The organism is Agrobacterium radiobacter (assembly GCF_040801995.1).
Lineage (GTDB): Bacteria > Pseudomonadota > Alphaproteobacteria > Rhizobiales > Rhizobiaceae > Agrobacterium > Agrobacterium radiobacter.
Genome location: NZ_JBEGHX010000002.1, coordinates 1769543 through 1790423 on the forward strand (window position 1 = coordinate 1769543; position 20881 = coordinate 1790423).

Below are 20881 nucleotides of genomic sequence, written 5' to 3' on the forward strand. Positions count from 1 at the left end.
TCAATTCCGCTTAGGAGTAGAAGGGTCGCGCCGCGCCGTCCGAGGCGGGATCGGCACTTTCGAAGGTGATTTGCGGTTGCGGCTGGTCATGGTCGAAGGCCATGGCCTGACCGCCGATGGTGAAGGCGCCGTCCCAGGTCAGGGTAAGCTCAGGTCCGCCCGGCGGCGTGACCAAGAGCAGCCGGCTTTCGGCATTGAAGGTGACCTGTGTGGCGAGAATTTTCTCGCGGAAACTGGCGAAGGCTTGCTTGTCGCCGCAGCCGATGACGCCCACCCAGCCAGCGCGGCGGCCGGGTGATCTGATCTCGCGGTTTGCGGTGGCGCCAGAGGTGATGGGCTGAAGTCCGTTGGTCGCGTAAAGGGCGGCAAAACCGCGGCCCGAACGGGTGATGAGCCAGTTGCCTTCCGTCAGCACTTCGTCCAGCCCGTCGCGGCCGAGATAGGCGTGGGTCCAGTCATTGCGGTGATCGTCCGTGTCGAAGATCAGCATGGCCAGATCGCGATGCTGCGCCACACGCGGCAGGATGCCGCTTCCCGCCCAATAGGAAGGGCGCTGCGTGCCCCATGGATCGTCTTCACCGGGATGATTGACCCAGAGCCGCGCCATCGGATGGCCGGCAAGCTTGATGTCCATGACATGCTGCTGGTGGCCCTTGCGGCCGGTCTTGTGGTCGACAACGGTGGAAAGCTGGGCGGCCTCGTTCTTGAACAGCACAAGCTTGCCGGGCTCCAGCCCCTGCGCATACCGCGCCTCGACCATGCGGCCGGTTTCCAGCTGGGAGAGGGCGGCAAGATGCGCCGGCGGCAGGTAGTCGCCGCAGCAGAACATCGGTAGCGAGGCGACGCCATTATTGAGCCAGCCTTTGCCAAAGGCGACCTCAGCAAAGGGCGCCAGTTCCGTCAGCGGCCCGGCGCGCAGTTCCTTGTCATAGGCTCTGCCTTGCGAACCGGAAGGGACGCCGCCGAGTGTGTGCAACGCGATCATCTCGAAAATGAGATCGAGCTGATGGCGGGCACGGGCGGCAAGTTCCGGCCCCGCCCAATGTTCGATGGCAAGAAGGCCGATGAAATCCACCGGGTAGTAGGCGGCGGAGTTCCATTCGGCGAGGCCATGCGCCTCGACGCTGTCGAACCAGCGCTCCAGACGGTCGGCGGCCAGCGCCGCCTGCTGCCGGCCGGAGCGGCCCGACGCGGTGAAAAGGGCATCCGGCAAATAGTCGCCGGCCAGCAGCTGGCTGGTGTGGAAACAAAGAACATGGTTCTCACTCCAGAACCACATGACGTCATTGCCCGGTTCGTCCACCCAGTAACGATAGCCGAGGATCGTTGCATCGATCCGCGCCCGCATGTCGGCCGGCAGCCGGTCGCCATAGGCGCGCACCAGCCAGAGCAGCGGGATCATCACGAAATCGGAGCAGTCTTCGCGCCTGTCGATGGAATGCAGCGTCGCATCAACGATGCCGCCAATCGTCTCGATGTCATCGCTGCCGGTGGCGACCATCGCCAGCGCGCGGCCGATGCGCCAGGCGCCGAAACGGGCGCTAAAGGAGAGGGCCGCCTTTTTGCGCTCGTTGATATCGGCATTGGATGCTTCCGGCGCGATATCATGCATGAAGGCGGCGTCGATGAGGCGGGTGACCGTCCCCGCTCCCGAACCCATGGTGATCCTGACACCGTGATACCCGTCCGGAATGCCCGACGTTCCGGGGATCGTCAGCGCGGATTGCCCGGCCTTCAGCACGGTTTTCACTTCCGCGAGCGTGGCGCGCTCGTGGCCATGGCTTTTGACGGCAATATGCACCGGCAGGTCGTTTGCCGGGGCCGCGCCGAAGACCAGTTCGAGGGGCGTGCCGGAAAATACATCCCGCGCCGGGTGAACGTCGCGCACCAGTGCGGCCAGACGCTTCGTCTCCTCCCGGTCGAGCGGCACCGGCAGCACGACGGTGAGCGGCACCGGATCGATGACCTCAAGCTCGAAAAACCAGATGATGTCGCGCTCCGCCAGATCTTCGCAGAGCAGCAGCACCTCGTTATCGCCGGCCGACAGATCGAGCGTGATGTCGCTGCTGCTCTCGACATTGCGGATAAAGGGTTCGAAACGGACCTGTTCGACGCCGCCCACCCAGATGCGCACGCCGCCGCACGTGCGCAGCCGGAAATGCGCCTTTCTTGCGGTCTCGCTGCGGAAGGTGCCCTTCAGCCAGCGCTGTACGTGGGTCGGAACATGCCAGAAGCCGGTGAATTCGACGCGGCGGTTGGAGCCTGGCAGGTTGAGGTGTGACACCGGCCACCCGGTATCGGGCGCGATATCGCGGCCGATCATGGTTTCCTGGAAAGCCTTGCGGCAGGGCAGGTCGCCCACATCCACGAAACCATTGATGAAGCGATAGTTCACGCGGTCTTCGGCGGGGGCTGCGATGCCGGGAAACGACGTCTCCACGAGATCGGAGACGATCCAGGCGGTCACTGTCTCGCCATCCGTGACGGTATATGTCGGCTGCGACGCATTCGCCGCAAATGGTCCATCCGTCATAATGGATCGCCTCCCGTCGATCTATAATGAAATTATTTTCACAAACCTGCTTTCGCTTTTCTGCGCCGATTTGTGCGATTTCGCCAAAACAAACAGCTTGACGTTTATTCTGTCAAGTCGCAAAACATCATAAATCGAATTAAGCAGAGGAGCTTCCATTCGATTTATGAAAATGTTTTCATTGGGAGGATGAGCATGATGAAATTGTTTTCGGGCGTCAGCGCCCTCGTAATGGCCTCCGTCGCCGGTCTTGCGACGGCCCAGGCCGAGACCCGCACGATTACGTTCCTTTTTACGGATGACGACCAGGGTTACGTGCAGCGCATGTCGGAACTCAGCAAGGAGTTCGAGACGGCCAATCCCGGCGTGAAGATCAATTTCGTATCGTCGGGTTACGACGCGGTTTCCAAGCAGCTGCCGGTGCAGCTGGCGGTGGGCGAGGGGCCCGATATCGCCAAGATCACCGACTGGCAGCTCGCGCCCTATTATCTCGACATGCGGCCTTACATGAAGGATGCGGAAGCCTTCGCGAAACTACACGGTTCCAGCCTCGACCAGCTTCGCCTGCCCAATGTCAACGATCCGAAGTCGATCAACGGCTATATGGCGTCGCAGACGCTGAACCTGCCTTTCGTCAACAAGACGCTGTTCGAGCAGGCCGGCGAACCCTTGCCCGGCCCGACCGCCAAGTTCAGCGAGATCGTGGAAGCGTCCGCCCGCGTCGCCAAGGCGACCGGCGTGCAGATCCCCTTCACCATGGACCGTTCCGGCCACCGCTTTTCCGGCGGCGCCTTCTCTTACGGCTCGACCTATGTGAAGGACGGCAAGTTCAGCTTCCCTGATGATGCGGCGAAAAAATACATCGCCGATCTCTTTTCATGGACGCAGAACGGCAGTTTCCCGAAGGAGATGTGGGGTGCGGCCGGCGGTTCCCAATACAAGAACATGGGTGACGAGTTCGTCAACGGCAATGTCGTGACCTATCTCGCCGGCAACTGGATGGTCAATCCGTTCCAGAACAAGATCGGCGACGGTTTCGAATGGACCGCGATCAATGCGCCCTGCGGCGATGCCGGCTGCTACGCCATGCCCGGCGGCACCGCAATCGTCGGCTTCAAGCGCACCAAATATCCCGAGGATGTCGCCCATTTTATCGAATTCCTCGGCTCCGAAAAGGTGCAGCGGGAAATTGCCGAGAACTATGTCATCCTGACGGGTGCCGAGATCGTCGATCCGCAATACAAGCTGAAGAGCGAAAACGCCAAGGCGGCGATGAAGGTCTTCCTCGACAACAAGAAGAATGTGCCGCAGGCCGCGCGTGAATTCGAACGCGCCAAGGGCGGCAGCGCCATGTATCAGCAGATCGTGCAGCGTATGAGCCAGCTCATCGTCGGTGAATTGACGCTCGACCAGACCTACAAGGTTCTGGAGGATGACGTCGCCAAGATCAACGAGGCTGTCGCGGTCAAGAAATAACGGCACGGCCATCCGCTTCTGGCGGAATGGAGAAGCCGTCGGACGATATGCCCGGAGTGATACTCCGGGCATATTCCGCCGTTTCCCTGCGGAGGCGCGCATCGTCGCCAGGGAACCGCCGCAAGAAGCCGTTCCCGTCGGCCATCGAAAAACTGAAATATGCTTTGTTTAAACCTGACGATGAGGCGCGCGGAACGTCGCGCCGCCTGTTTTCGTCACGCGTCACTCGCTGAAAATCATAGGATTCGTCATGGCCAGACTGAAGATGTCGTCTTTCTTTTCCGCACGCTCGACCCTGCTCGCCTCGGTCGCCTTGCTGTTTTTTGTTCCCGGCGCGCAGGCTTTCGATGCCGCCGAACCGGTGGGGCGTGGTTATGCCATCACGGTGCCGGAACCGGCCGCGACATATCCGTTGCCGCTTGCCGACAATTATCGCAACCAGACCGGCAAGAATGAGAAGGGCGAGGAAGTCCGGGCCTATGACGACCGGGACAATCCCATCATTGAAATCCTCTCCGGTTTTAATCGCATCTGGACGCTTGGCGATGAAAAATGGGCCGATGGCGGCGCCAATGGCGATGGCCCGGCGGATTTCAGCCATGTCAAGATCGTTGATCCCGCTGTCTGGCAGGAAAACATGCGCTACGTCCTGTCCGTGACCGGCGAGAACCGCACGCGCGCCGCCGCTTTCGAAGCCTATATGAACGACCGCCGCTCGCAGGGCTACAGCGTCATCGACGGCCTGGGCCCGCTTGCCGCATGGTATCGCGAAGGGGCGGGTGCGACGACGACGATCAATCACACGCCTGCGGATTTCGATCCGAACGAGGTCATCACCCGCAAGGAGGCCGACAAGGGCACCGAGGCGGGTGCGGCGGATAGCGAGCTGAAGGATTTCGTCACTTTCATGAAGGTGATCCGCGGTCCGGAAGGCACGACATCGCCGGCCAAATATTTCTATTCCTCACCGCGTCCCTGGCGCATGAACGCCAAGGGCGAGGTGATCGAGACGGGTAAGGAAACGATCGGCGACCGCTCATTCGAAAACTATGACAGCGATCCCGGTGTCATCGTGCCGGCACTGAAATATGTGCGTGAAACCCGCGGTCGCGGCAAGGATGGCGGTTTCCCGAGCGGGCACACCAATGCCGCCTATCTCGCCGCCATCGCTTATGCCTATGCTGCGCCGGAGCGCTTTTCCGAATTGCTGACGGCGGCCTCCGAACTTGGCGAGAGCCGTATCGTCGCCGGCATGCATTCGCCGCTCGACGTGATCGGCGGGCGCATCACGGCAACCGCTATGGCTGCGGCCATGTTGCAGGATCCGAAAAATGCCGAGGTGAAGAAGGCGGCGCACGAAGCCTTGCAGGCCTATTTCACTAAGCGCCTGCCGCAGGGACAGTCGCTCGTCGATTTCGCCCATGGCGCAGGGCCGGATGCCGACCGCTTTTATAATGCTGCCAAGAACGGGGCGGATTATCGCCGGCGCATGACTTTCTCGTTCAGCCGCGACAAGGCCGTGGGCGGTGCGCCGATGGTGGTGCCGAAGGGCGCGGAAGTGCTGCTGGAGACGCGCCTGCCTTATCTCGATGCCACAGAACGGCGCGCGGTGTTATTTTCCACCGGCATCGAGGCCGGCTATCCGCTGCTTGATGACAGCAATGGCTGGGGCCGCATCAACCTGGTGGCCGCTGCCGGTGGCTACGGCGCGTTTGACGGCGATGTCGAGGTGACCATGGATGCCGCCGCCGGCGGGTTCAATGCGGCAGACCGCTGGACGAACGATATTGCCGGGGCGGGGCGTCTCGTCAAATCCGGCAGCGGGGCGCTGACGCTCAGCGGCAATAACAGCTATGGCGGTGGTACCATTTTGAGGGAGGGAACGCTGGTGGCGTCGTCTGCCGATGCGCTTGGAACCGGCGATGTGCTGGTCACCGGCGGCGCGCTTTCGCTCAAGGCAGGCAAAGACGTTGTCATCGGCGGTGACTATATGCAGTCGGGCGGCACGCTGATGCTTGCGCAAAAGGCTCCGTTGCGGATCAAGGGCAATGCGGTGCTTGAGGGCGCAACGCTGAAGCTCGTTTTCGATGGCGCTGCACCGGCCGCCGGAACGCGGCTCGACGTTATCTCCGCCAACGATCTGAGCGGAACCTTTACGTCGATAGATGCGGGCACTGTGAAAGTGCGGCCGGTCTATACCGGTTCGGCATTATCGGTAGTGGTCGAGTAGGCTGCGACAGTGCGGGCGCGGTCATGCCGCCGCGCCCGAAAGGGTCTCGTTTCAGGAATTCTGCCGCCGCATCAGCAGGAATATGACGGGTGCGGCGAGCACGGAAACGATGGCGGCAAGCGCGAAGGAGGCCTGATAGCCGAATTTTTCGGCAATCGCGCCGGCACCCAAGCCGCCCGCCATGCTGACGATGCCGTCCATGCACTGGAAGAGGGTGAAGTCGACCCCGGCCTGCCGTGGGTCTGACCAGCCCATGAAACAGGCGTAGAGCGCTACAAAGCCGATGGACATGATGCCCGAGGAGCTTGCTACCGCAACCGCCATGACCACCCATTGCGAAACGTCGCGATGGACGCTGAAATAGGCGAAGACGCAGAGCAGCGCCGTCTGTACGAAGATGGCGATGAGCAGAACCCGCGATGCGCCGTAAAGCCTGACCAGCGTGCCGCCGAGCAGCGCACCGGCGAAACCGATAATCATGCTGCCGACACCATTCAATGCGCCGATGGTGGCTAGATCAAAGCCATAATCGACCAGAAACGGGCCGAGCATAGCGAGCCCCCATTTCTGTGCGGCGACATAAACGGCCGCGACCAGAAGGCCGGTGCGCACCTCGCGCCGCTTCAGCGCGTTTCTGATGGAGGGCAGGTGATCCCGCGTCTGCACCACCGTTTTTGCCGCCGGGCCGAACAGGAAGGGCAGGGCAAGCAGGATGACCAGTCCGGCCATCACAAGCGTGGCGCTCGTCCAGCCGGACCGCTCCACCAGCACCAGAAAAAGGCCCGCGCCGATGGCCGAACCGAGATAGGAGCCGCCCACCTGCGCCGCATTGCCCCAGCCGTGATGTTCGGCCGCCAGTGTTTCGACCGCATAACCATCGCAGGCTATATCGACCGTCGCGGTCACCAGCGCGATCACCGACAGGATGACGATTGCGACGGAGACCGGCGAAGGGCCGGTGAAGGCGAGGGTGGCGAGGCCGCAGGCGCAGGCGGCGATGCCCGCGCCGACGATTATCCGCGAACGGTTCCTGCCGACCGGCGGCAGGCGGTAACGCTCCACATGCGGCGACCAGAGGAATTTCAGCGCCCAGGGCAGAACGACGAGATAAAGCAGGCCGATCTGGTCCAGCGGCAGGCCAGCGGTTCTGAGCACTGCGGGCAGACCGAGAAAGGTCAGCCCGCCAATGACGCTCTGACCGACATAAAGCCCGCCGACCGCCACGAAGACGGCGGCGGGTGACGGTCTTGCTGCGAGGGGGTTCTGCTGCAGCATCAGAAACGATACCGGATGCTGCCGACGATCTTGCGACCCTCGTCGTAATAGCAGAAGCCCGTGGTGCAGACCTGCTTGACCTCGTCGAGGAGGTTGGTGGCGTTGACCTGCAGCTTCACACCCTCCAGCGAGGGCAGGGCCTTGCCGAGATCGTATCGCAGCGAGGCATCGACGAAGGTGCGGGATTCATTGTCGAGAATGGGCGTGTGCTGGTTGTCGCCGAAGCTCGATCCCACGTAACGCAGGCCCGCGCCGATGCCGAGGCCTTCCAGCGCGCCGCCCTGGAATTCATAATCGGCCCAGAGCGAGAAGGTGTGGTAGGGCGAGGAATTGAGCTGCCTGCCAACTGTTTCCGACGTCAGCTTGGTGATTTCGACGTCGTTATAGGAGTAGGAGCCGATAAGGCTCCAGCCATTGTCGAGCGAGGCGGTCGCTTCCAGTTCCACCCCGCGCGAGCGCAGGTCGAGCTGCCGCAGCAGGTTGATGCCGGACGAGGTTTCGTAGACCGTGGCATTGTCCTGATCGAGATTGAAGAAGGCGGCGCTCAGCAAAGCGTTATATTGCGGCAGGGCATATTTTACGCCGAGTTCATATTGCTTGCCGACCGTCGGCTGCGCCTGGCCGATGACCGTTCCCGTGGTGATGATGACGCCCGGATTGGCGACGAAGGAGGTGCCGTAGCTGACATAGGGCATCACGCCGCTGTCGAAGACATAACCGAGGCTGGCGCGGCCGGTCGTTTTTGTTTCATCGCCATCATAGGTGGGAGCCGCTGCCGCACCCGCGGTCTGGGACTGATATTCGGTATCCAGCCAGTCGTGGCGGATGCCGGCCGTCAGGCGCCAGCGATCGATTTCAACCTGATCCTGCGCATAGATGCCGAGGGTGTTCATCCTCTGCTTCAGTATCAGCGACACATCAGGCACATAGGTGAAGGTGTCGGTGAAGGGGCTGGCGCCATTGCCCTGTTTCGATGTGTAGGACATGTGGCTGAAGTCGATACCCGTCAGCAGCGTATGTTTCGCCGGGCCGGTGTCGAATTCGGTCTTCAGATAATTATCGGCGGAAACGCCTTCATTATCCTCGATGGTGATGCCGGGATAATTGGCGAAGACCCATTGCTGGTCGGCCGAAAGGCCGGAGTAACGCGCCTTGCTGTAGAAGGTGACATTGTCGTTGATTTCGTGCTCGAACTCATAGCCAATACGCCATTGTTTCTGCTCGAAGTCATTAAAACGGGAATCGCCGCCATAAACCGGCGTCGCGCCGATTGATTTGCCGTCGCTGCCGTAGTTGTTGATGTAACCCCAGGTGCCGCCGGTGCTGCTGTCCATATATTCGCCGAGCAGTGTCAGCTTGGTGCCGGCATCCGGCTGGAAGGTGAAGGCCGGCGCGATGAACAGCCGGTCGTCCTTGATGGCGCTGATTTCGTTGCGTCCGTCGCGGGCCACGCCGGTCAGGCGATAAAGCTTGGTCTTCTCGTCATCGACAGCGCCGGAAAGATCGAAAGCGCCCTGCACGCGGCCATAGGAGCCATATTGCAGCTCCACCTCCCGCAATGTCTCCTCCGTCGGGCGCTTCGAGATGATATCGACAATGCCGCCGGAGCTGCTTGCGCCATAGATGGAGGCGGCCGGGCCGCGCAGGATGGAGACCGCTTCCACGCCATAGGGCTCAAGCCGGGCGCTGCCGTTCTGGCTGCTGACCTGCCGCAGGCCGTCGCGGAAAATGCCTGTGGTGCTGAGATCGGTGCCGCGCACCTTGAAGGCGTCGAAGCGCGGCTCCGCACCATATTGGCCGATGCGCGCGCCGGGCGTGTAGTTCAGCGCTTCGGAGAGGTTCTGCGGCTTCAGATCGTCGAGCTGCTTGCGGCTGACGGTGGTGATCGACTGCGCGGTTTCGGCAACAGGCGTATCGGTCTTGGTGGCGGTCCGGCCGGATTTGCCGACATAGCCATTGCTCTCGATGATGCCCCTGGCGCCTTCAAGGCCGGTGCCCTGCACGGTGATTGGTGCAAGCAGGGTGCTGCCGGCGGCGGCAGAACCGCCGCCTTCACCGGTCTGGCCGGCGGGATCGAAAATGCGAACCGTATTGCCGCCGGCCAGCGCATAGTTCAGCCCCGATCCGGAGAGAAGCCCGCTGACGGCCGCCGATACGCTGAGCGTGCCCTTGACGCCCGCAGTGCTGCGGCCTCTGGTGATCGCGGAGGGGTAGACCATGCGCAGACTGGCCTGGCGGCCAAAGCTGAGGATGGCGTTTTCCAGCGGCCCCGCGGGAATGGAGACGGTGACGGTCGCGGATGCGCCGCTTGCGGGCGGCGGTGTCTGCGCGCTGGCGGTCGTGGCGCCCGGACCTGCCGCGACGATACCGCCTATGATCGCCGTCGTCGTCAGCCAGAACCAGCCACGTGCCTGCTTGCCCAAATTCATGTCATTCCCTTTCACTCGTGATCATGCCGCCCGCTGAAACGGGTCCTGATTGCCTAGAGTGAAAAGGCGGGCCGCCTCCTGACGTCGGAGCCGCAAAAAAGTTATTTTTATCTGGAGCGGACGAAAACCAGCATTCCGGAAAGCCGTGACACCGAAACGGGAAGGCTTTCTTCGAGAATGGTGAGCGCCTGATCCGTATCCTTCAGGTCGAAAATGCCGGAAACGCGCTGTTTCGCCGCCGCCTCATCGAGAATGACGATACGACCCCGGCGATATTGCGAGAGAATATCGAGAACCTCACGCAATGGCTGGCCGGAAAAGACGAGCTTGCCCTCTCGCCATGCCATGCTGTTGGCGACATCCTTGCGCGCGCGCACCAGCCTGCCGTCGCCACCAAGGGTCACGGCCTCTCCGGGCGTGAGCACGGCGACCTCGGCCCCTGTCGTCACCTCCACCCGGCCTTCCTCCACCTGCACCTCCTGCGGCAGTGCGCCATTGCCGGTACGGACCGAATAATGCGTGCCGAGCGCTTTTGCCGTCAGCGCTCCATCCTCCACGATGAAGGGGCGCTCCGGATTTTTCGCGACATCAAAATAGGCCTCGCCGCGAAGAAGGGTAATGCGCCGTTCCTTTTGCGAATAATGGACGGCAATTGCCGTGTCGGTATTCAGGCTGATACGGCTCCCGTCTTCCAGCGCCAGCACGCGCGTTTCGCCGATGCCGGTGTAATAATCCGCCTGCCAGCGGTCCTTTAATCCGCTTTTTTCCGCAAACAGCGCCGCAAGCCCGATGAGGCAGAGACCGGCCAGGCCCGCAAGCATCGCCCGGCGGGCCCCTCGGCGTTTTTGCCGCTCGGCCGGCGCAAGATCGATCTCGGCGAGTTCTCCCCAGAGGCCTTGCATTTCCTCATAGGCGGCAGCATGGGCGGCATCGGCCCGCAGCCAGACATGAAACGCCGCGCGCTCCGCTTCCGTCGCATCTTTTGATTGCATGCGCGCCACCCACAGCGCGGCCTCCTCGGCCAGACCGTCATCGGTCAAGCCGTCATCCTTCAGACCGTCCGGGCGCTCATTCATGTCCTGATCTGCCGTTTGTTGCGTGCTGATGTGTATTCCTTTTCCCTTATAGAGTGAAAAAGGATGCGAACACCTGATGCAGGTTTACATTTTTATTTGCACGCGGACCTGACGGCAGTGCAGCAGCGCCTTGATAATGTGTTTTTCCACCATGTTGCGGGAAATGCCGAGCCGGGTGGCGATCTCGCCATTGGAATGGCCATGCAGGCGGCTGAGCACGAAGACCTGCTGGCAGCGTCTCGGCAGGGCCTCGATGGCCCGTGCCATCAAAATCAGGTGCTGCCGTCCGGCGACGATCCGTTCCTGCCCCGGCTCTTCGCAGGCAACGGCAAAACCCGCTTCGTAAGGGGCGAATAACGGCCGCTCGCGCGACTGGCGAATGGCCGTCAGGCGGGCGACGGACCGGGCGATCTGGAAGAGATAGGCCTGCGGATTGTCGATCAGCGTGGCATGCGAGACTTCCAGCGCCCGCAGCAGGGTTTCCTGCATGGCATCGGCGGCATCTTCCCGGTTCTGCAGTCGCCGGCGGAAGAACCGCATCAGGCGGCTTTCCTCCTCGGCATCGAGAACCTGTAACAGGGCTTTGCTCATCAATCGACCCGGTGACGTATTGGCTTGTCGCATGATGCGGCTGCGAATATACGCGCCGCCTCATATCGCAAGAAACATGATTATTATGATCATGTTTACTGCCATCGGGCCTTTGCTGCCAGCCCGTAAAAACCCGGGGGCCAAATTGGCCTCACGTTTCCGTGATGATTGTTGCGGGATTACATCAGGCCGCTTGGGCCAGCCTACAGGAAATAGCGGACTCTGAGCGGCAGCAGCGCAGCGCCGATTGCAGAGGGATCGCCGACCGTTTCGCTAAGAACCAGTTTGGCCTCCTTCGGGCCGACGCCGTAACGGTGTTCGCGCTCCGAGGGCATGTGCGTGCGTTCGATCATCATCTGGCCCAGCGCGTGCGGCAATTGCCCGCCGAAGACGATGGCTTGCGGATCAAGAACCGAGATCAGGCTCGCCACCAGACGGTCCACCTGCGGCATGGTCTCGGTCAGCCATTCCTCGACGCCCGGCCATTCGGGGTCGAACTGCTGGTAAAGCGCCTCGATCGAATGGATGCCGACGCCGTTTTTCTGCAGGGTGGTGATCAGATATTGCAGGGCCGGACGTTTGGGCGCTTCGTCCGGGCTGTATATGCCGCTGAATTCGCCGGCATTGCCGTGAAAGCCGTGAAAAGGCTGGCCGCCAAGGATTAGTCCGCCGCCGAAACCGTAATTGAAGGACAGATAGGCGAAGGTCTGGCACCAGGAGCCGACGCCGCGCAGGCTTTCGCCGATCGCGCCAGTGGTGGCGTTGTTTTCCAGCCAGACCGGCAGGCGGAACCGTTTCTCAAGGATCGGCTTCAGGTCCATCAGCGACCAGTCGCGCAGAGGTTCCGGCGCATTAAAGGCGCGGTCTTCCGACACGAAGAAGCCGGACATTGAAAAACCGAGGCCAAGCAGACGCTCGCGCGGGATGCCGCGTTCCGCCAGCAACCGCTCCAGGGCCAGAGACAAGGCGGCGAGCGTCTCATCCCGGTCCTCCGGAAGCATGTCAAGTTTTTTCTCGACAATCACGTCGCAGCGAAAATCGGCGATGCAGATCACCACGGAGTCGGTGTTGATGGAAATGCCGAGCGAATAGGCCGCTTCCGGCACCAGCTCGATGGTAGGGCTCGGCTGGCCGCGCGTGCCCTTGAGCGGCGCGCCGGTTCGCAGAAGCCCGCGCTCCTGCAGACCTTCGATCAGCCGGTGCACGGATTGCTGCGTCAGGTTGGTGTGGCCGGTGATCGATGCCCGGGCAATGGGGCCGTGGCGACGGACGATATCGAGAATGAGGCGCTCATTCTCGCTGGCAAGCGGCTGGCGGTCGAAGCTCTGGTGCGGCGTCTGATCTGTTGTCATGGCCTTGGATAACGGCTGTGCGGGGCGGCGGCAACACGGGGCTTTGGTACACTGGGACATTATTCCCAGCCCTTGTCATAAATATTACGCCTTATGTGTATTAATTGAAGGCGACAAAATCAGCCGACCATGAGACCTGAAAGTCGACCCATGCACCGAACCCTCGCTACCTCCCGAAATACCTCCAATCCCTGCAATGTGCTTGCACTCTGCTCGCGCGACAATCCGGCCATCCTGACCATCGCCCACCGTGGTTTCTGGACTGCTACGGCAGAAAACTCACTTGCCTCCGTCCGGGCCGCGGTTGCGGCGGGTGTCGAGATGATCGAGATCGACACGCAGGTGACGGCCGATGGCAGGCTGGTCGTCATTCATGATGAAACGCTCGACCGCACCACGACGGGCAAGGGGACCGTGAGCGCGCTGCCTTTCGAGGTGGTTCGCGCAGCAAGGCTGAAGGCCGGCGCGGGTGGCGATGCGGCTGACGTGACCTATGAATGTGTGCCGACACTGGAAGAACTGCTGGAAGAGGCACAGGGCAAGATCACCGTCAATATCGACATCAAATTCACCCGCGATCTGCCGCAAGTCATGGAAACCGTGCTGCGGCTCGGTGTTGAAGACCAGGTGCTGGTGAAGACCGATATCGATCCTGAGGCCAGCCGTTTCGAGGTGCTCGATACGGACTGGTTCGGCAAGATCCCGCATATGCCGATGTTTCCGGTGAGAAAGGGCAGGTTTGCCGAGGATCTGCGCCGCATCGAGGCATTGAAGGCGCCGATGATCGAGGTGAAATTCACCGATATTGCCGATCTGGCCGAAGGCCGTGCCGAGATGGAGCGTCAGAATATCCGGTTGTGGATCAACACGCTGGATGTCGCCCATTGCCTCGATTTCAACGATACGCGGGCGCTCAAAGAACCGGAGGCGGTGTGGGGCGCACTCGCCGAGGCCGGCGTCGGTGCGATCCAGACGGATGAGGTCGAAGCTTTCGCCAGCTGGCTGAAGATGGATGCCGGCAAGCATGGGCACGATGAACGAGCGCCTTGAAGGCGCCGTCGCTACCGTCGAACAAGCGACGAAGCACGTCCTTCGCTTGTTCGACGCTATCGCCACACGGTGAAGTCGCTATCGGACGTCACCCCGCCTGAGCCAGCGCAATTGCGTCAGGGCCAGCGGGAAAACGGAGCTGGCCGGACACATCATGAACGGCGCTCCAGATCGCTTCGGCGACGTCCTGTTCGCTGGTCGTCATGGCCGGTTTGGCGAAGCCTTCGAGAATTGGGCCTGCGAAGTCCATGTAATCGTCCGGCAGCAGCTCTTCCAGCGGAAGGATGGCATTTGTCGTGAAACGGGTGGTTGGTGCATAGCCCGGTTCCACCAGCTTCACCCGGATGTTGAAATGACCGAGTTCATGGGCAAGCGAACCGGAGAAACCTTCGATTGCCTGCTTGCTGGCGGTGTAGGCAGCGGCGAGCGGAAAGGATGCGAGCGTGGCGCTGGATGTGACGTTGATGATCGCGCCGGACCGGCGCTTTCGCATCTGGGGAATGATCGCCTGCGTCATTGCCATCACACCAAAGCTGTTGGTGTCGAAGATCGTGCGGATTGCCGACATGGGCGTTGCTTCGAAAGCGCCGACCATGCCAATGCCGGCATTGTTCACCAGCACATCGACCGGACCTGCCGCATCGATCAGGGCCGCGACGCTTTGCCCGTCCCTCACATCCAGCGGCAGGACGCGCAACCGGTCATTATTGCCGCCGAAGCGATCGGGATCCGGACGCCGCATGGTCGCAACGACATTCCAGCCACGCGAGAGGAAAAATTCGGCGGTCGCCTTGCCATAGCCGGATGAGGTACCGGTGATGAGGATCGTCTTGGTCATCATAAGTCTCCATTGTTCGATATGACCTGACATAGACGATGTGTTCTGGATGATATATGCTCTAGGCACTGCAATTCATTATCGATCGTCCAGACAGTGGATCCTCTTAGCGATATCATTGATCTCTTGCGGCCGAGCGCCGCCGTTTCAAAGCCAATCTCCGGCCGGGGCCGTTGGGGTGTGCGTTATCACGCCTATGGCGCGCCGGGTTTTGCCGTCGTTCTTGCCGGTGCGGCATGGGTCATGATCGATGGCCGGGAGCCCCTGCGGTTGACGAAGGGTGATTTCCTGCTTTTACCCTCCACGCCCGCCTTCTCGCTTTGCAGCGATCCCGACGTCGACTCTATTCCGGTCGAGCCGCAGGGCCGGGCGGTGCGGCATGGTGAACAGGAAGGGGAGCCTGATTTTGTCGCGCTAGGCGGAAGCTTCATGTTCGAGCGGGTCAATGCGGCGCTTCTGCTGTCGCTGATGCCCGACCTGATCCATGTACCGGCGGGCGAGGGCGGAGCATCCCGGCTGGCGCGCTTGATCGAGTTGCTGTCGGAAGAATGCGTGCGCGAGGATGCGGGCAAAGAGCTGATCATCCGGCGCATGCTGGAGGTTCTGCTGGTTGAAGTGCTGCGTCGGCCGAACGCGGGCAGCGAGGCAATTCCGGCGGGGCTGGTGAAGGGGATGCGTTTGCCCGGGCTTGCCCGCGCATTGTCCGCCATGCACGCCAATATCCGCGCGAACTGGACTGTGGCCGAACTGGCTGGGATCGCCGGCATGTCGCGCTCGGCCTTCGCAGCGCGTTTTAATGAAATGCTCGGCTGCGCGCCGATCGAATATCTGGCCCGCTGGCGAATGGCGCTTGCCAGAGACGCGTTGATGCGCGGGATAAAATCCCTCGATCATATCGCGGAGGAGATCGGTTATGAATCCGCCAGCGCATTCAGCACCGCTTTTCGCAGGAGAAACGGTGTCGCTCCTGGCATCTTTGCCCGCGCAAATGGCGACAGACGCCGACAGCAGGCAATTTTTCTCTAGCAGTTGCCGGTCATGGCGATAAGGGTCGTCCCGGTTTATCGCGAGGGAGGGGCGGAATAGGCGCGTTCGCTCCACAGGAGGGCTTTGCTCAGCGGATTTTTGACGGCTTCGATGATGCCGCCCAGGAACAGGATGTGGTCTGCGGCATCGATGGAACCGACAAGTTCGCAATCCATGGATAACAGCGCATCGGCAAGCCTCGGGTTTCCTGAAGGCCAGATATCCCAGCAGCCGATGGAAAACCGGTCCCGCAGGTTGCCTTTTCCCGCAAACACGTCGGCAACTTCTTCCTGCCCTCTGGCAAGCGCCGAAACAGAGAAGCGCCTGCTTGCTGCGATGAGATCTACCATGCGGCTGCTGGCATCGATGGAGATCATCAGAAGCGGCGGCTCAGCGCTGAGCGGCATGAAGGAGGTGATTGTTCGCCCGATCCGCTCTCCGGCGTGGGCGGCCGTGGCCACAGCCACGGTGAAAGCAAGGCTTGCCATCGAATCCTTGAATTCACGCGGGGAGATCATGGGAGACGCGCAAGCTTTCAGCGGAATATGCGCGTGATTGACGACGCCGCCGGCGATCAGCCTGAAATTATGAGACATGGTGTGCCGGGCTAACCGCCCGCTCCCGGATTTTTCGAAAAAATGGATATCTTTGCCGCAGCACCATTCATGATGTCGGCATTGTCAGGCGGGGACCTTTTCTCGTACACGCGCGGCCAGATGCCGGAATAGTGGCGATTGAGGTCGAGCCAGACATGCAGTCCCGCTTCGGTATCCGGCCGGATCGCCGCGGCGGGACATTCCCCCTCGCAGATACCGCAGTCGATGCACTGATCGGGATGAATGACGAGCATGTTCTCGCCTTCGTAGAAACACTCGACCGGACAGACTTCCACGCAGTCCATGTATTTGCAGGCGATGCAGTTTTCGGTGACGACGTAGGACATGGGGACGCTCGAATGGAGTTGCAGCCGGACGGCGGCTGTCCGGCTGCGCCTGATCCGACCGGCCGCCCAGGGCAGCGGGACCAGCCGGATCGGTGGGGCTCAAATCAGAGGCGCGTGGCGACCGCCTGCCAGTTCACCAGTTTGTCGAGGAAGTTTTCGAGGTAAGCGGGGCGCTTGTTGCGGAAATCGATATAATAGCTGTGTTCCCAGACATCGCAGCCGAGAAGCGCCTTCTGCCCGAAGCACAGCGGATTGACCCCGTTTTCGGTGCGGGTGATCTTCAGCGAACCATCGGTGTCCACCACCAGCCACGCCCAGCCCGAGCCGAACTGGGAAGCGCCGGCGAGCGCGAAATTCTGCTTGAACAGCGCGACCGAGCCGAAGGACTGCGTCAGCGCATCTTCCAGCACCTTGGGGATCGCATGATTTTCCGGCCCCATGATTTCCCAGAAGAGATTGTGGTTCCAGTGCTGGGAGGCATTGTTGAAGATGCCGGATTGCGCCACCGCACCCTTCTCATAGGTGCCCCGGACGATCTCTTCGAGGCTCCTGTTTTCCCATTCGGTGCCTGATATCGCCTTGTTGAGATTATCGACATAGGCCTTGTGGTGAAGATCGTGATGGAACTTCAGCGTCTCCTCTGACATGCCCGAGGGGGCGAGCGCATCATGGGCGTAAGGGAGGTCGGGAAGCTGGAAAGCCATGGGGTATCCTTTGTCAACTGTTCGCTCAAGAGCATGGAAAGAGCCTTGCGAAAACAAGGTGACACCACTTCTAGAACTTCAACCATGGTTGAGGTCAAGGGGTTTTTTAAAGGCCACGCGACGCTGGCGGGCAAGCGGGAAGAAAGCTCTTTTGGATTCGGTTGAGTGGCTCCGGCAGAGCAGAGCCACTATGCTCCACCGGTCTTAATGGCCTCTGCGACTGCCGTTCCGCTTGATGTTTTGGGAGCGACTGCGCAGCATGGCTTCCGTTATCGATGAGAGGGAGAAAGTCATGGCGAGAGCCGTTGGAATTGGCGGTGTGTTCTTCCGGGTGGATGATCTCGATACCCTCATCGCGAAGCTCACGGCCGAAGGTATAGAGGTTGAACTAGGGCCGAATGGGATTCGGAGGTTGGACGTTTCGCCAGGATACACGACCCCGAAGGCAATCCCGTGGAATTGTGGGAGCCCGCCCGAACCTGAAGACGTTTGCGCTCCGCAAGGCTCGGACCGGGGGTGCGTGAGGCTAAAACAGTCCCTTTGTTAGTCCGCAACCGCAATGGTTGACCACTGGATGAACTCCGAATTCAGCGATCGAGATCGAGCCATCTCATTGCCCAAATATGTCGCCGGCTGTGAAGCAATTTTAGTTTTCCTTAACTTTGGTACCTGTGAGGGGCTTGCAGGGTGATACCTATTGCAATAACTTCTGGTTGTTATTTGAATCAAAGGATCCGTAGCGGGGAAATTCGGCGGATTGTCTTGAAAAATCACGGATGAAAAGTAACATTCTTGCCATGATGTTGGTAGGATTGATTATTACGTGGATTTTAACGTGCGCGGTTCTTTGAGAAAATGACTAGAGACTATCGTCTCGCAAAGAAAGTTACTACTTTAACGCTTCTTGGATCAGATGAACTGATCTATGCACCCGGTAGGGGATCGACAGCGAGGACAGCTGCAGAGTGAAGCATGGGCGGCATTGCCGCGACAAACTTCATTTCAAATGCAGGCCTCCTAAACATGCCCGTTGCTGCTCTCATTTCTGCTTCCCGACCGTCACTCTTTGCGGGTTTTTGTCTCGCAGTTGTTTCGGCGGTTCGAGTTGCCGCCAATTCCCCGATCGCTGTGCGGGCGGAGCGGAGCGCGTCTAGCAGTTTCAGGTGCGCCTTTGCCATTTCTTTTTTTGCAAGCCTGCTCGCGTCAGGGCAGGCAACTGCACAGTCGCCCGCCGATGATTTTTCCCGCCGGCAGGACCAGCAACAGCAGTTGCAGAGGCTTGAAAACCTGAAACAGATAACTCCTGATGGCGTCGCTGGTCGTGAGAGCCGGGCGCCGGGAGGCGACGCGAAATCCGCTGGTCCTTGCTTCGATATTTCACGTGTAGAGATCGAAGGTGCGACAAGGCTGTCTGGCGCTGCGGTCGGAAAAGTGACCGAGCGTTACGATAATCGCTGCATCGGTGTTGCGGATATTACCGCCTTGCTCAAGGCCATCACCGACATCTATCTAGACAAGGGATTCGTGACGTCACGCGCCTATGTTCCGCCGCAGGATATTGCCGGAACAGGATTGCTGAGATTGGTCGTTGTCGAAGGCACGATCGAGGATATCTACCTCAATGGTCAACCGGCCGAGCAGAACGGTTCATTCGCTACGGCCTTTCCCGGCATGAAAGGAAAGGTTGCTAATATTCGCGATGTTGAGCAGGGGCTGGACCAGATCAACCGTCTGTCGTCCAATAACGCCAAGACTTCGATGTTGCCGGGCAAGGAGGATGGAACATCCATTCTCAACGTCGAGAACAAACCATCCAAGCGCTGGTACGCAAGTATTTCCAACAACAATCTGGGTCAGAAGAGCACCGGTTACTCCCAGACAAACGTTTCGTTCGGCCTCGACGGCCTGCTGGGTATCAATGACCAGTTGGGGTTTTCCTATGGGCGCAGCGGCCCGGACTACCCATGGGACGATGATGGTCGCGGCCACAGCAACAGCTATTCGGTCAATACAAGCGTACCCTATGGCTACTGGACGTTTTCGGCGAATGGTTCCTGGTACGAATATGACAGCGCCATCCCCGGCAATTTCGGGTCTATCGAAACCTCCGGTAATTCCGGTCAGGTTGGATTTGGCATCGACCGTGTCATTCTGCGCGACAAGGACTCCATCACGACCCTCAGAGGCGGTCTCACCTATAAGCAGACCGACAACTTCCTTCTCGGTAACCGGATTGAGGTCGGAAGCCGCCGATACACCATAGGCACCCTGGGCTTGTCGCGTTCACAAAGAATATTGGGTGGCGTCATCGCCATCGATTTTGCCCTTGATCAGGGTCTCGATATCTTTGACGCCGTGGAGGCCGGAGAGCCCGGAGCCGGCACGGCCGATCCCCGGTTCCTGAAACTCAACACGACCGTCAGCGCGACGCGGCCGTTCGAAGCGGCTGGCCAGCGTTTCGAGTTAACGACGCTCCTCAATACCCAATATTCTCCCGATAACATGTTTGGCGCGGAGCAGATCGGCCTGGGTGGCTCCAGCAACGTACGCGGGCTTAGGGAAAGCGTCATATTCGGCAATAACGGATTTTTCAGCCGCAACGAATTGGTATGGCGGACAATGCCATGGGAGGGCACGAGTCTGGCGCCCGTTCTGGGCGAATTACGCCCTTACCTCGGCCTCGATTACGGCCGCGTGTTTTCACAGGATCGCTTCGATATCTCCGACGGCCACCTCGCAAGCTGGACCGTTGGCGCGAAACTCGTGGGCGGAAACATCAGCGCCGATTTTGGCTACTCCCAGACATTTTCCAGCAGCGTCAATGGCGGGCGCGGAAATCTCATTTTCGCCAGCGTGACGGCACGCTGGTAGGCTTCAAAAGAGAATATTATGATCAGCTCTTCTTTTCACACCCCCAAATTATCTTTCATCTCCGCCCTGCTGGCGACAGCCATTGTCGTATCCGGTTGCGGTGGCCGGGCTGCACATCCGGTGTCGTCGACCAACCCGGCCGACAGTGCTTTCGACTGCGCCGGCATAAAGCGCGAGTTCGAGGCCAATGAGCGGCAGGTGCTGGCGACGGTGAAGGAACGATCCGACGCGCAGGGTAAAAACGTGATCCTCGGTGCGACAGGTGTTCTTCTGTTCTGGCCGGCCCTTTTTTTCATGGATCCGAAATCGCCGGAAAAACTGGAGATCGACGCCTTACGTAACCGCAATCAGGTCCTTGCCGAGATTGCCAAAAGCAAAAAATGCCCAGCTCCGCAATCGAAGCTGGCAGATGTCTACAAGAAACTCGACAGCAAGCCATCCCCGGCCGACACGAGCAGAAAAGACCGCTAAGCCCCAAATTCCGTCT

The 20881-nt window shown here is 60.3% G+C and carries 16 protein-coding genes and 1 pseudogene; 7 read left to right on the plus strand and 10 right to left on the minus strand.

The window, feature by feature from the left end:
• Nucleotides 1-10: 10 nt before the first annotated feature.
• Entirely contained in the window at nt 11-2533 is a 2523-nt protein-coding gene (locus tag MRBLRC7O_RS21940) for a hypothetical protein (RefSeq protein ID WP_367727626.1), read from the minus strand.
• A 195-nt stretch (nt 2534-2728) separates the two neighbouring features.
• Between MRBLRC7O_RS21940 and MRBLRC7O_RS21945 the strand changes: the two genes are divergently transcribed.
• Both MRBLRC7O_RS21945 and MRBLRC7O_RS21950 read left to right on the plus strand, forming a co-directional pair.
• Nucleotides 2729-4009 (plus strand): ABC transporter substrate-binding protein, encoded by a 1281-nt coding sequence (locus MRBLRC7O_RS21945; RefSeq protein ID WP_003505538.1) that lies wholly within the window; start codon nt 2729-2731, stop codon nt 4007-4009.
• A gap of 250 nt (nt 4010-4259) precedes the next feature.
• Nucleotides 4260-6239, plus strand: coding sequence for a phosphatase PAP2 family protein (locus MRBLRC7O_RS21950; protein WP_367727627.1), 1980 nt, complete (start codon nt 4260-4262; stop codon nt 6237-6239).
• A gap of 51 nt (nt 6240-6290) precedes the next feature.
• Here MRBLRC7O_RS21950 and MRBLRC7O_RS21955 read toward each other — a convergent pair whose 3' ends face one another.
• From MRBLRC7O_RS21955 to MRBLRC7O_RS21975, 5 genes are all read right to left on the minus strand, one after another.
• The gene (locus MRBLRC7O_RS21955) at nt 6291-7514 is read right to left on the minus strand and encodes an MFS transporter (protein WP_367727628.1); all 1224 of its coding nucleotides are present in this window, start codon (nt 7512-7514) and stop codon (nt 6291-6293) included.
• Complete coding sequence (locus MRBLRC7O_RS21960; RefSeq protein WP_367727629.1) at nt 7514-9943, minus strand: TonB-dependent siderophore receptor; 2430 nt, start codon at nt 9941-9943, stop codon at nt 7514-7516. The genes MRBLRC7O_RS21955 and MRBLRC7O_RS21960 overlap by 1 nt, the downstream gene beginning before the upstream one ends.
• A 107-nt stretch (nt 9944-10050) precedes the next feature.
• Nucleotides 10051-11019 carry a FecR family protein gene (locus tag MRBLRC7O_RS21965; RefSeq protein WP_111796980.1) on the minus strand — a complete coding sequence of 323 codons (969 nt, stop codon included), beginning with the start codon at nt 11017-11019 and terminating at the stop codon, nt 10051-10053.
• A gap of 84 nt (nt 11020-11103) precedes the next feature.
• Nucleotides 11104-11610, minus strand: a complete 507-nt coding sequence (locus MRBLRC7O_RS21970; protein ID WP_060727276.1) for a sigma-70 family RNA polymerase sigma factor — start codon at nt 11608-11610, stop codon at nt 11104-11106.
• A gap of 203 nt (nt 11611-11813) precedes the next feature.
• Nucleotides 11814-12962 (minus strand): ROK family transcriptional regulator, encoded by a 1149-nt coding sequence (locus MRBLRC7O_RS21975; protein ID WP_367727631.1) that lies wholly within the window; start codon nt 12960-12962, stop codon nt 11814-11816.
• 150 nt (nt 12963-13112) lie between these two features.
• On the opposite strand from MRBLRC7O_RS21975, the gene MRBLRC7O_RS21980 reads away from it, so the two are divergent.
• Nucleotides 13113-14012: a glycerophosphodiester phosphodiesterase family protein gene (locus MRBLRC7O_RS21980; protein WP_111796978.1), complete on the plus strand. Its 900-nt coding sequence runs from the start codon at nt 13113-13115 to the stop codon at nt 14010-14012.
• An 88-nt stretch (nt 14013-14100) separates the two neighbouring features.
• Here the strand turns inward: MRBLRC7O_RS21980 and MRBLRC7O_RS21985 are convergent, their stop codons facing one another.
• Complete coding sequence (locus MRBLRC7O_RS21985; RefSeq protein ID WP_367727632.1) at nt 14101-14850, minus strand: SDR family oxidoreductase; 750 nt, start codon at nt 14848-14850, stop codon at nt 14101-14103.
• Between the two features lie 96 nt (nt 14851-14946).
• On the opposite strand from MRBLRC7O_RS21985, the gene MRBLRC7O_RS21990 reads away from it, so the two are divergent.
• Nucleotides 14947-15876 (plus strand): AraC family transcriptional regulator, encoded by a 930-nt coding sequence (locus MRBLRC7O_RS21990; RefSeq protein ID WP_367727633.1) that lies wholly within the window; start codon nt 14947-14949, stop codon nt 15874-15876.
• 35 nt (nt 15877-15911) lie between these two features.
• Here the strand turns inward: MRBLRC7O_RS21990 and MRBLRC7O_RS21995 are convergent, their stop codons facing one another.
• From MRBLRC7O_RS21995 to MRBLRC7O_RS22005, 3 genes are all read right to left on the minus strand, one after another.
• The gene (locus tag MRBLRC7O_RS21995; RefSeq protein WP_367727634.1) at nt 15912-16472 is read right to left on the minus strand and encodes a flavin reductase family protein; all 561 of its coding nucleotides are present in this window, start codon (nt 16470-16472) and stop codon (nt 15912-15914) included.
• A gap of 11 nt (nt 16473-16483) precedes the next feature.
• A complete protein-coding gene (gene fdxA, locus MRBLRC7O_RS22000) occupies nt 16484-16819 on the minus strand; it encodes a ferredoxin FdxA (RefSeq protein WP_367727635.1) in 336 nt (111 codons plus the stop codon).
• Nucleotides 16820-16923: 104 nt separating this feature from the next.
• Nucleotides 16924-17523: a superoxide dismutase gene (locus MRBLRC7O_RS22005; protein ID WP_367727636.1), complete on the minus strand. Its 600-nt coding sequence runs from the start codon at nt 17521-17523 to the stop codon at nt 16924-16926.
• Nucleotides 17524-17848: 325 nt separating this feature from the next.
• Between MRBLRC7O_RS22005 and MRBLRC7O_RS22010 the strand changes: the two are divergent.
• The 3 genes and pseudogenes from MRBLRC7O_RS22010 to MRBLRC7O_RS22020 form a co-directional block, all read left to right on the plus strand.
• Nucleotides 17849-18006 (plus strand): annotated as a pseudogene (locus MRBLRC7O_RS22010) (VOC family protein); the annotation flags it as partial.
• 489 nt (nt 18007-18495) lie between these two features.
• Nucleotides 18496-20394, plus strand: coding sequence for a ShlB/FhaC/HecB family hemolysin secretion/activation protein (locus MRBLRC7O_RS22015; RefSeq protein ID WP_367727637.1), 1899 nt, complete (start codon nt 18496-18498; stop codon nt 20392-20394).
• Nucleotides 20395-20412: 18 nt separating this feature from the next.
• A complete protein-coding gene (locus MRBLRC7O_RS22020) occupies nt 20413-20865 on the plus strand; it encodes a hypothetical protein (RefSeq protein ID WP_104679942.1) in 453 nt (150 codons plus the stop codon).
• The last annotated feature ends 16 nt before the right edge of the window (nt 20866-20881 follow it).

Coding starts and splice junctions, on each gene's coding strand:
- MRBLRC7O_RS21940 (WP_367727626.1), bottom strand. CDS start 2,533: ATGACGGATGGACCATTTGCGGCGAATGCGTCGCAGCCGACATATACC.
- MRBLRC7O_RS21945 (WP_003505538.1), top strand. CDS start 2,729: ATGATGAAATTGTTTTCGGGCGTCAGCGCCCTCGTAATGGCCTCCGTC.
- MRBLRC7O_RS21950 (WP_367727627.1), top strand. CDS start 4,260: ATGGCCAGACTGAAGATGTCGTCTTTCTTTTCCGCACGCTCGACCCTG.
- MRBLRC7O_RS21955 (WP_367727628.1), bottom strand. CDS start 7,514: ATGCTGCAGCAGAACCCCCTCGCAGCAAGACCGTCACCCGCCGCCGTC.
- MRBLRC7O_RS21960 (WP_367727629.1), bottom strand. CDS start 9,943: ATGAATTTGGGCAAGCAGGCACGTGGCTGGTTCTGGCTGACGACGACG.
- MRBLRC7O_RS21965 (WP_111796980.1), bottom strand. CDS start 11,019: ATGAATGAGCGCCCGGACGGTCTGAAGGATGACGGCTTGACCGATGAC.
- MRBLRC7O_RS21970 (WP_060727276.1), bottom strand. CDS start 11,610: ATGAGCAAAGCCCTGTTACAGGTTCTCGATGCCGAGGAGGAAAGCCGC.
- MRBLRC7O_RS21975 (WP_367727631.1), bottom strand. CDS start 12,962: ATGACAACAGATCAGACGCCGCACCAGAGCTTCGACCGCCAGCCGCTT.
- MRBLRC7O_RS21980 (WP_111796978.1), top strand. CDS start 13,113: ATGCACCGAACCCTCGCTACCTCCCGAAATACCTCCAATCCCTGCAAT.
- MRBLRC7O_RS21985 (WP_367727632.1), bottom strand. CDS start 14,850: ATGACCAAGACGATCCTCATCACCGGTACCTCATCCGGCTATGGCAAG.
- MRBLRC7O_RS21995 (WP_367727634.1), bottom strand. CDS start 16,472: ATGTCTCATAATTTCAGGCTGATCGCCGGCGGCGTCGTCAATCACGCG.
- fdxA (WP_367727635.1), bottom strand. CDS start 16,819: ATGTCCTACGTCGTCACCGAAAACTGCATCGCCTGCAAATACATGGAC.
- MRBLRC7O_RS22005 (WP_367727636.1), bottom strand. CDS start 17,523: ATGGCTTTCCAGCTTCCCGACCTCCCTTACGCCCATGATGCGCTCGCC.
- MRBLRC7O_RS22015 (WP_367727637.1), top strand. CDS start 18,496: ATGGGCGGCATTGCCGCGACAAACTTCATTTCAAATGCAGGCCTCCTA.
- MRBLRC7O_RS22020 (WP_104679942.1), top strand. CDS start 20,413: ATGATCAGCTCTTCTTTTCACACCCCCAAATTATCTTTCATCTCCGCC.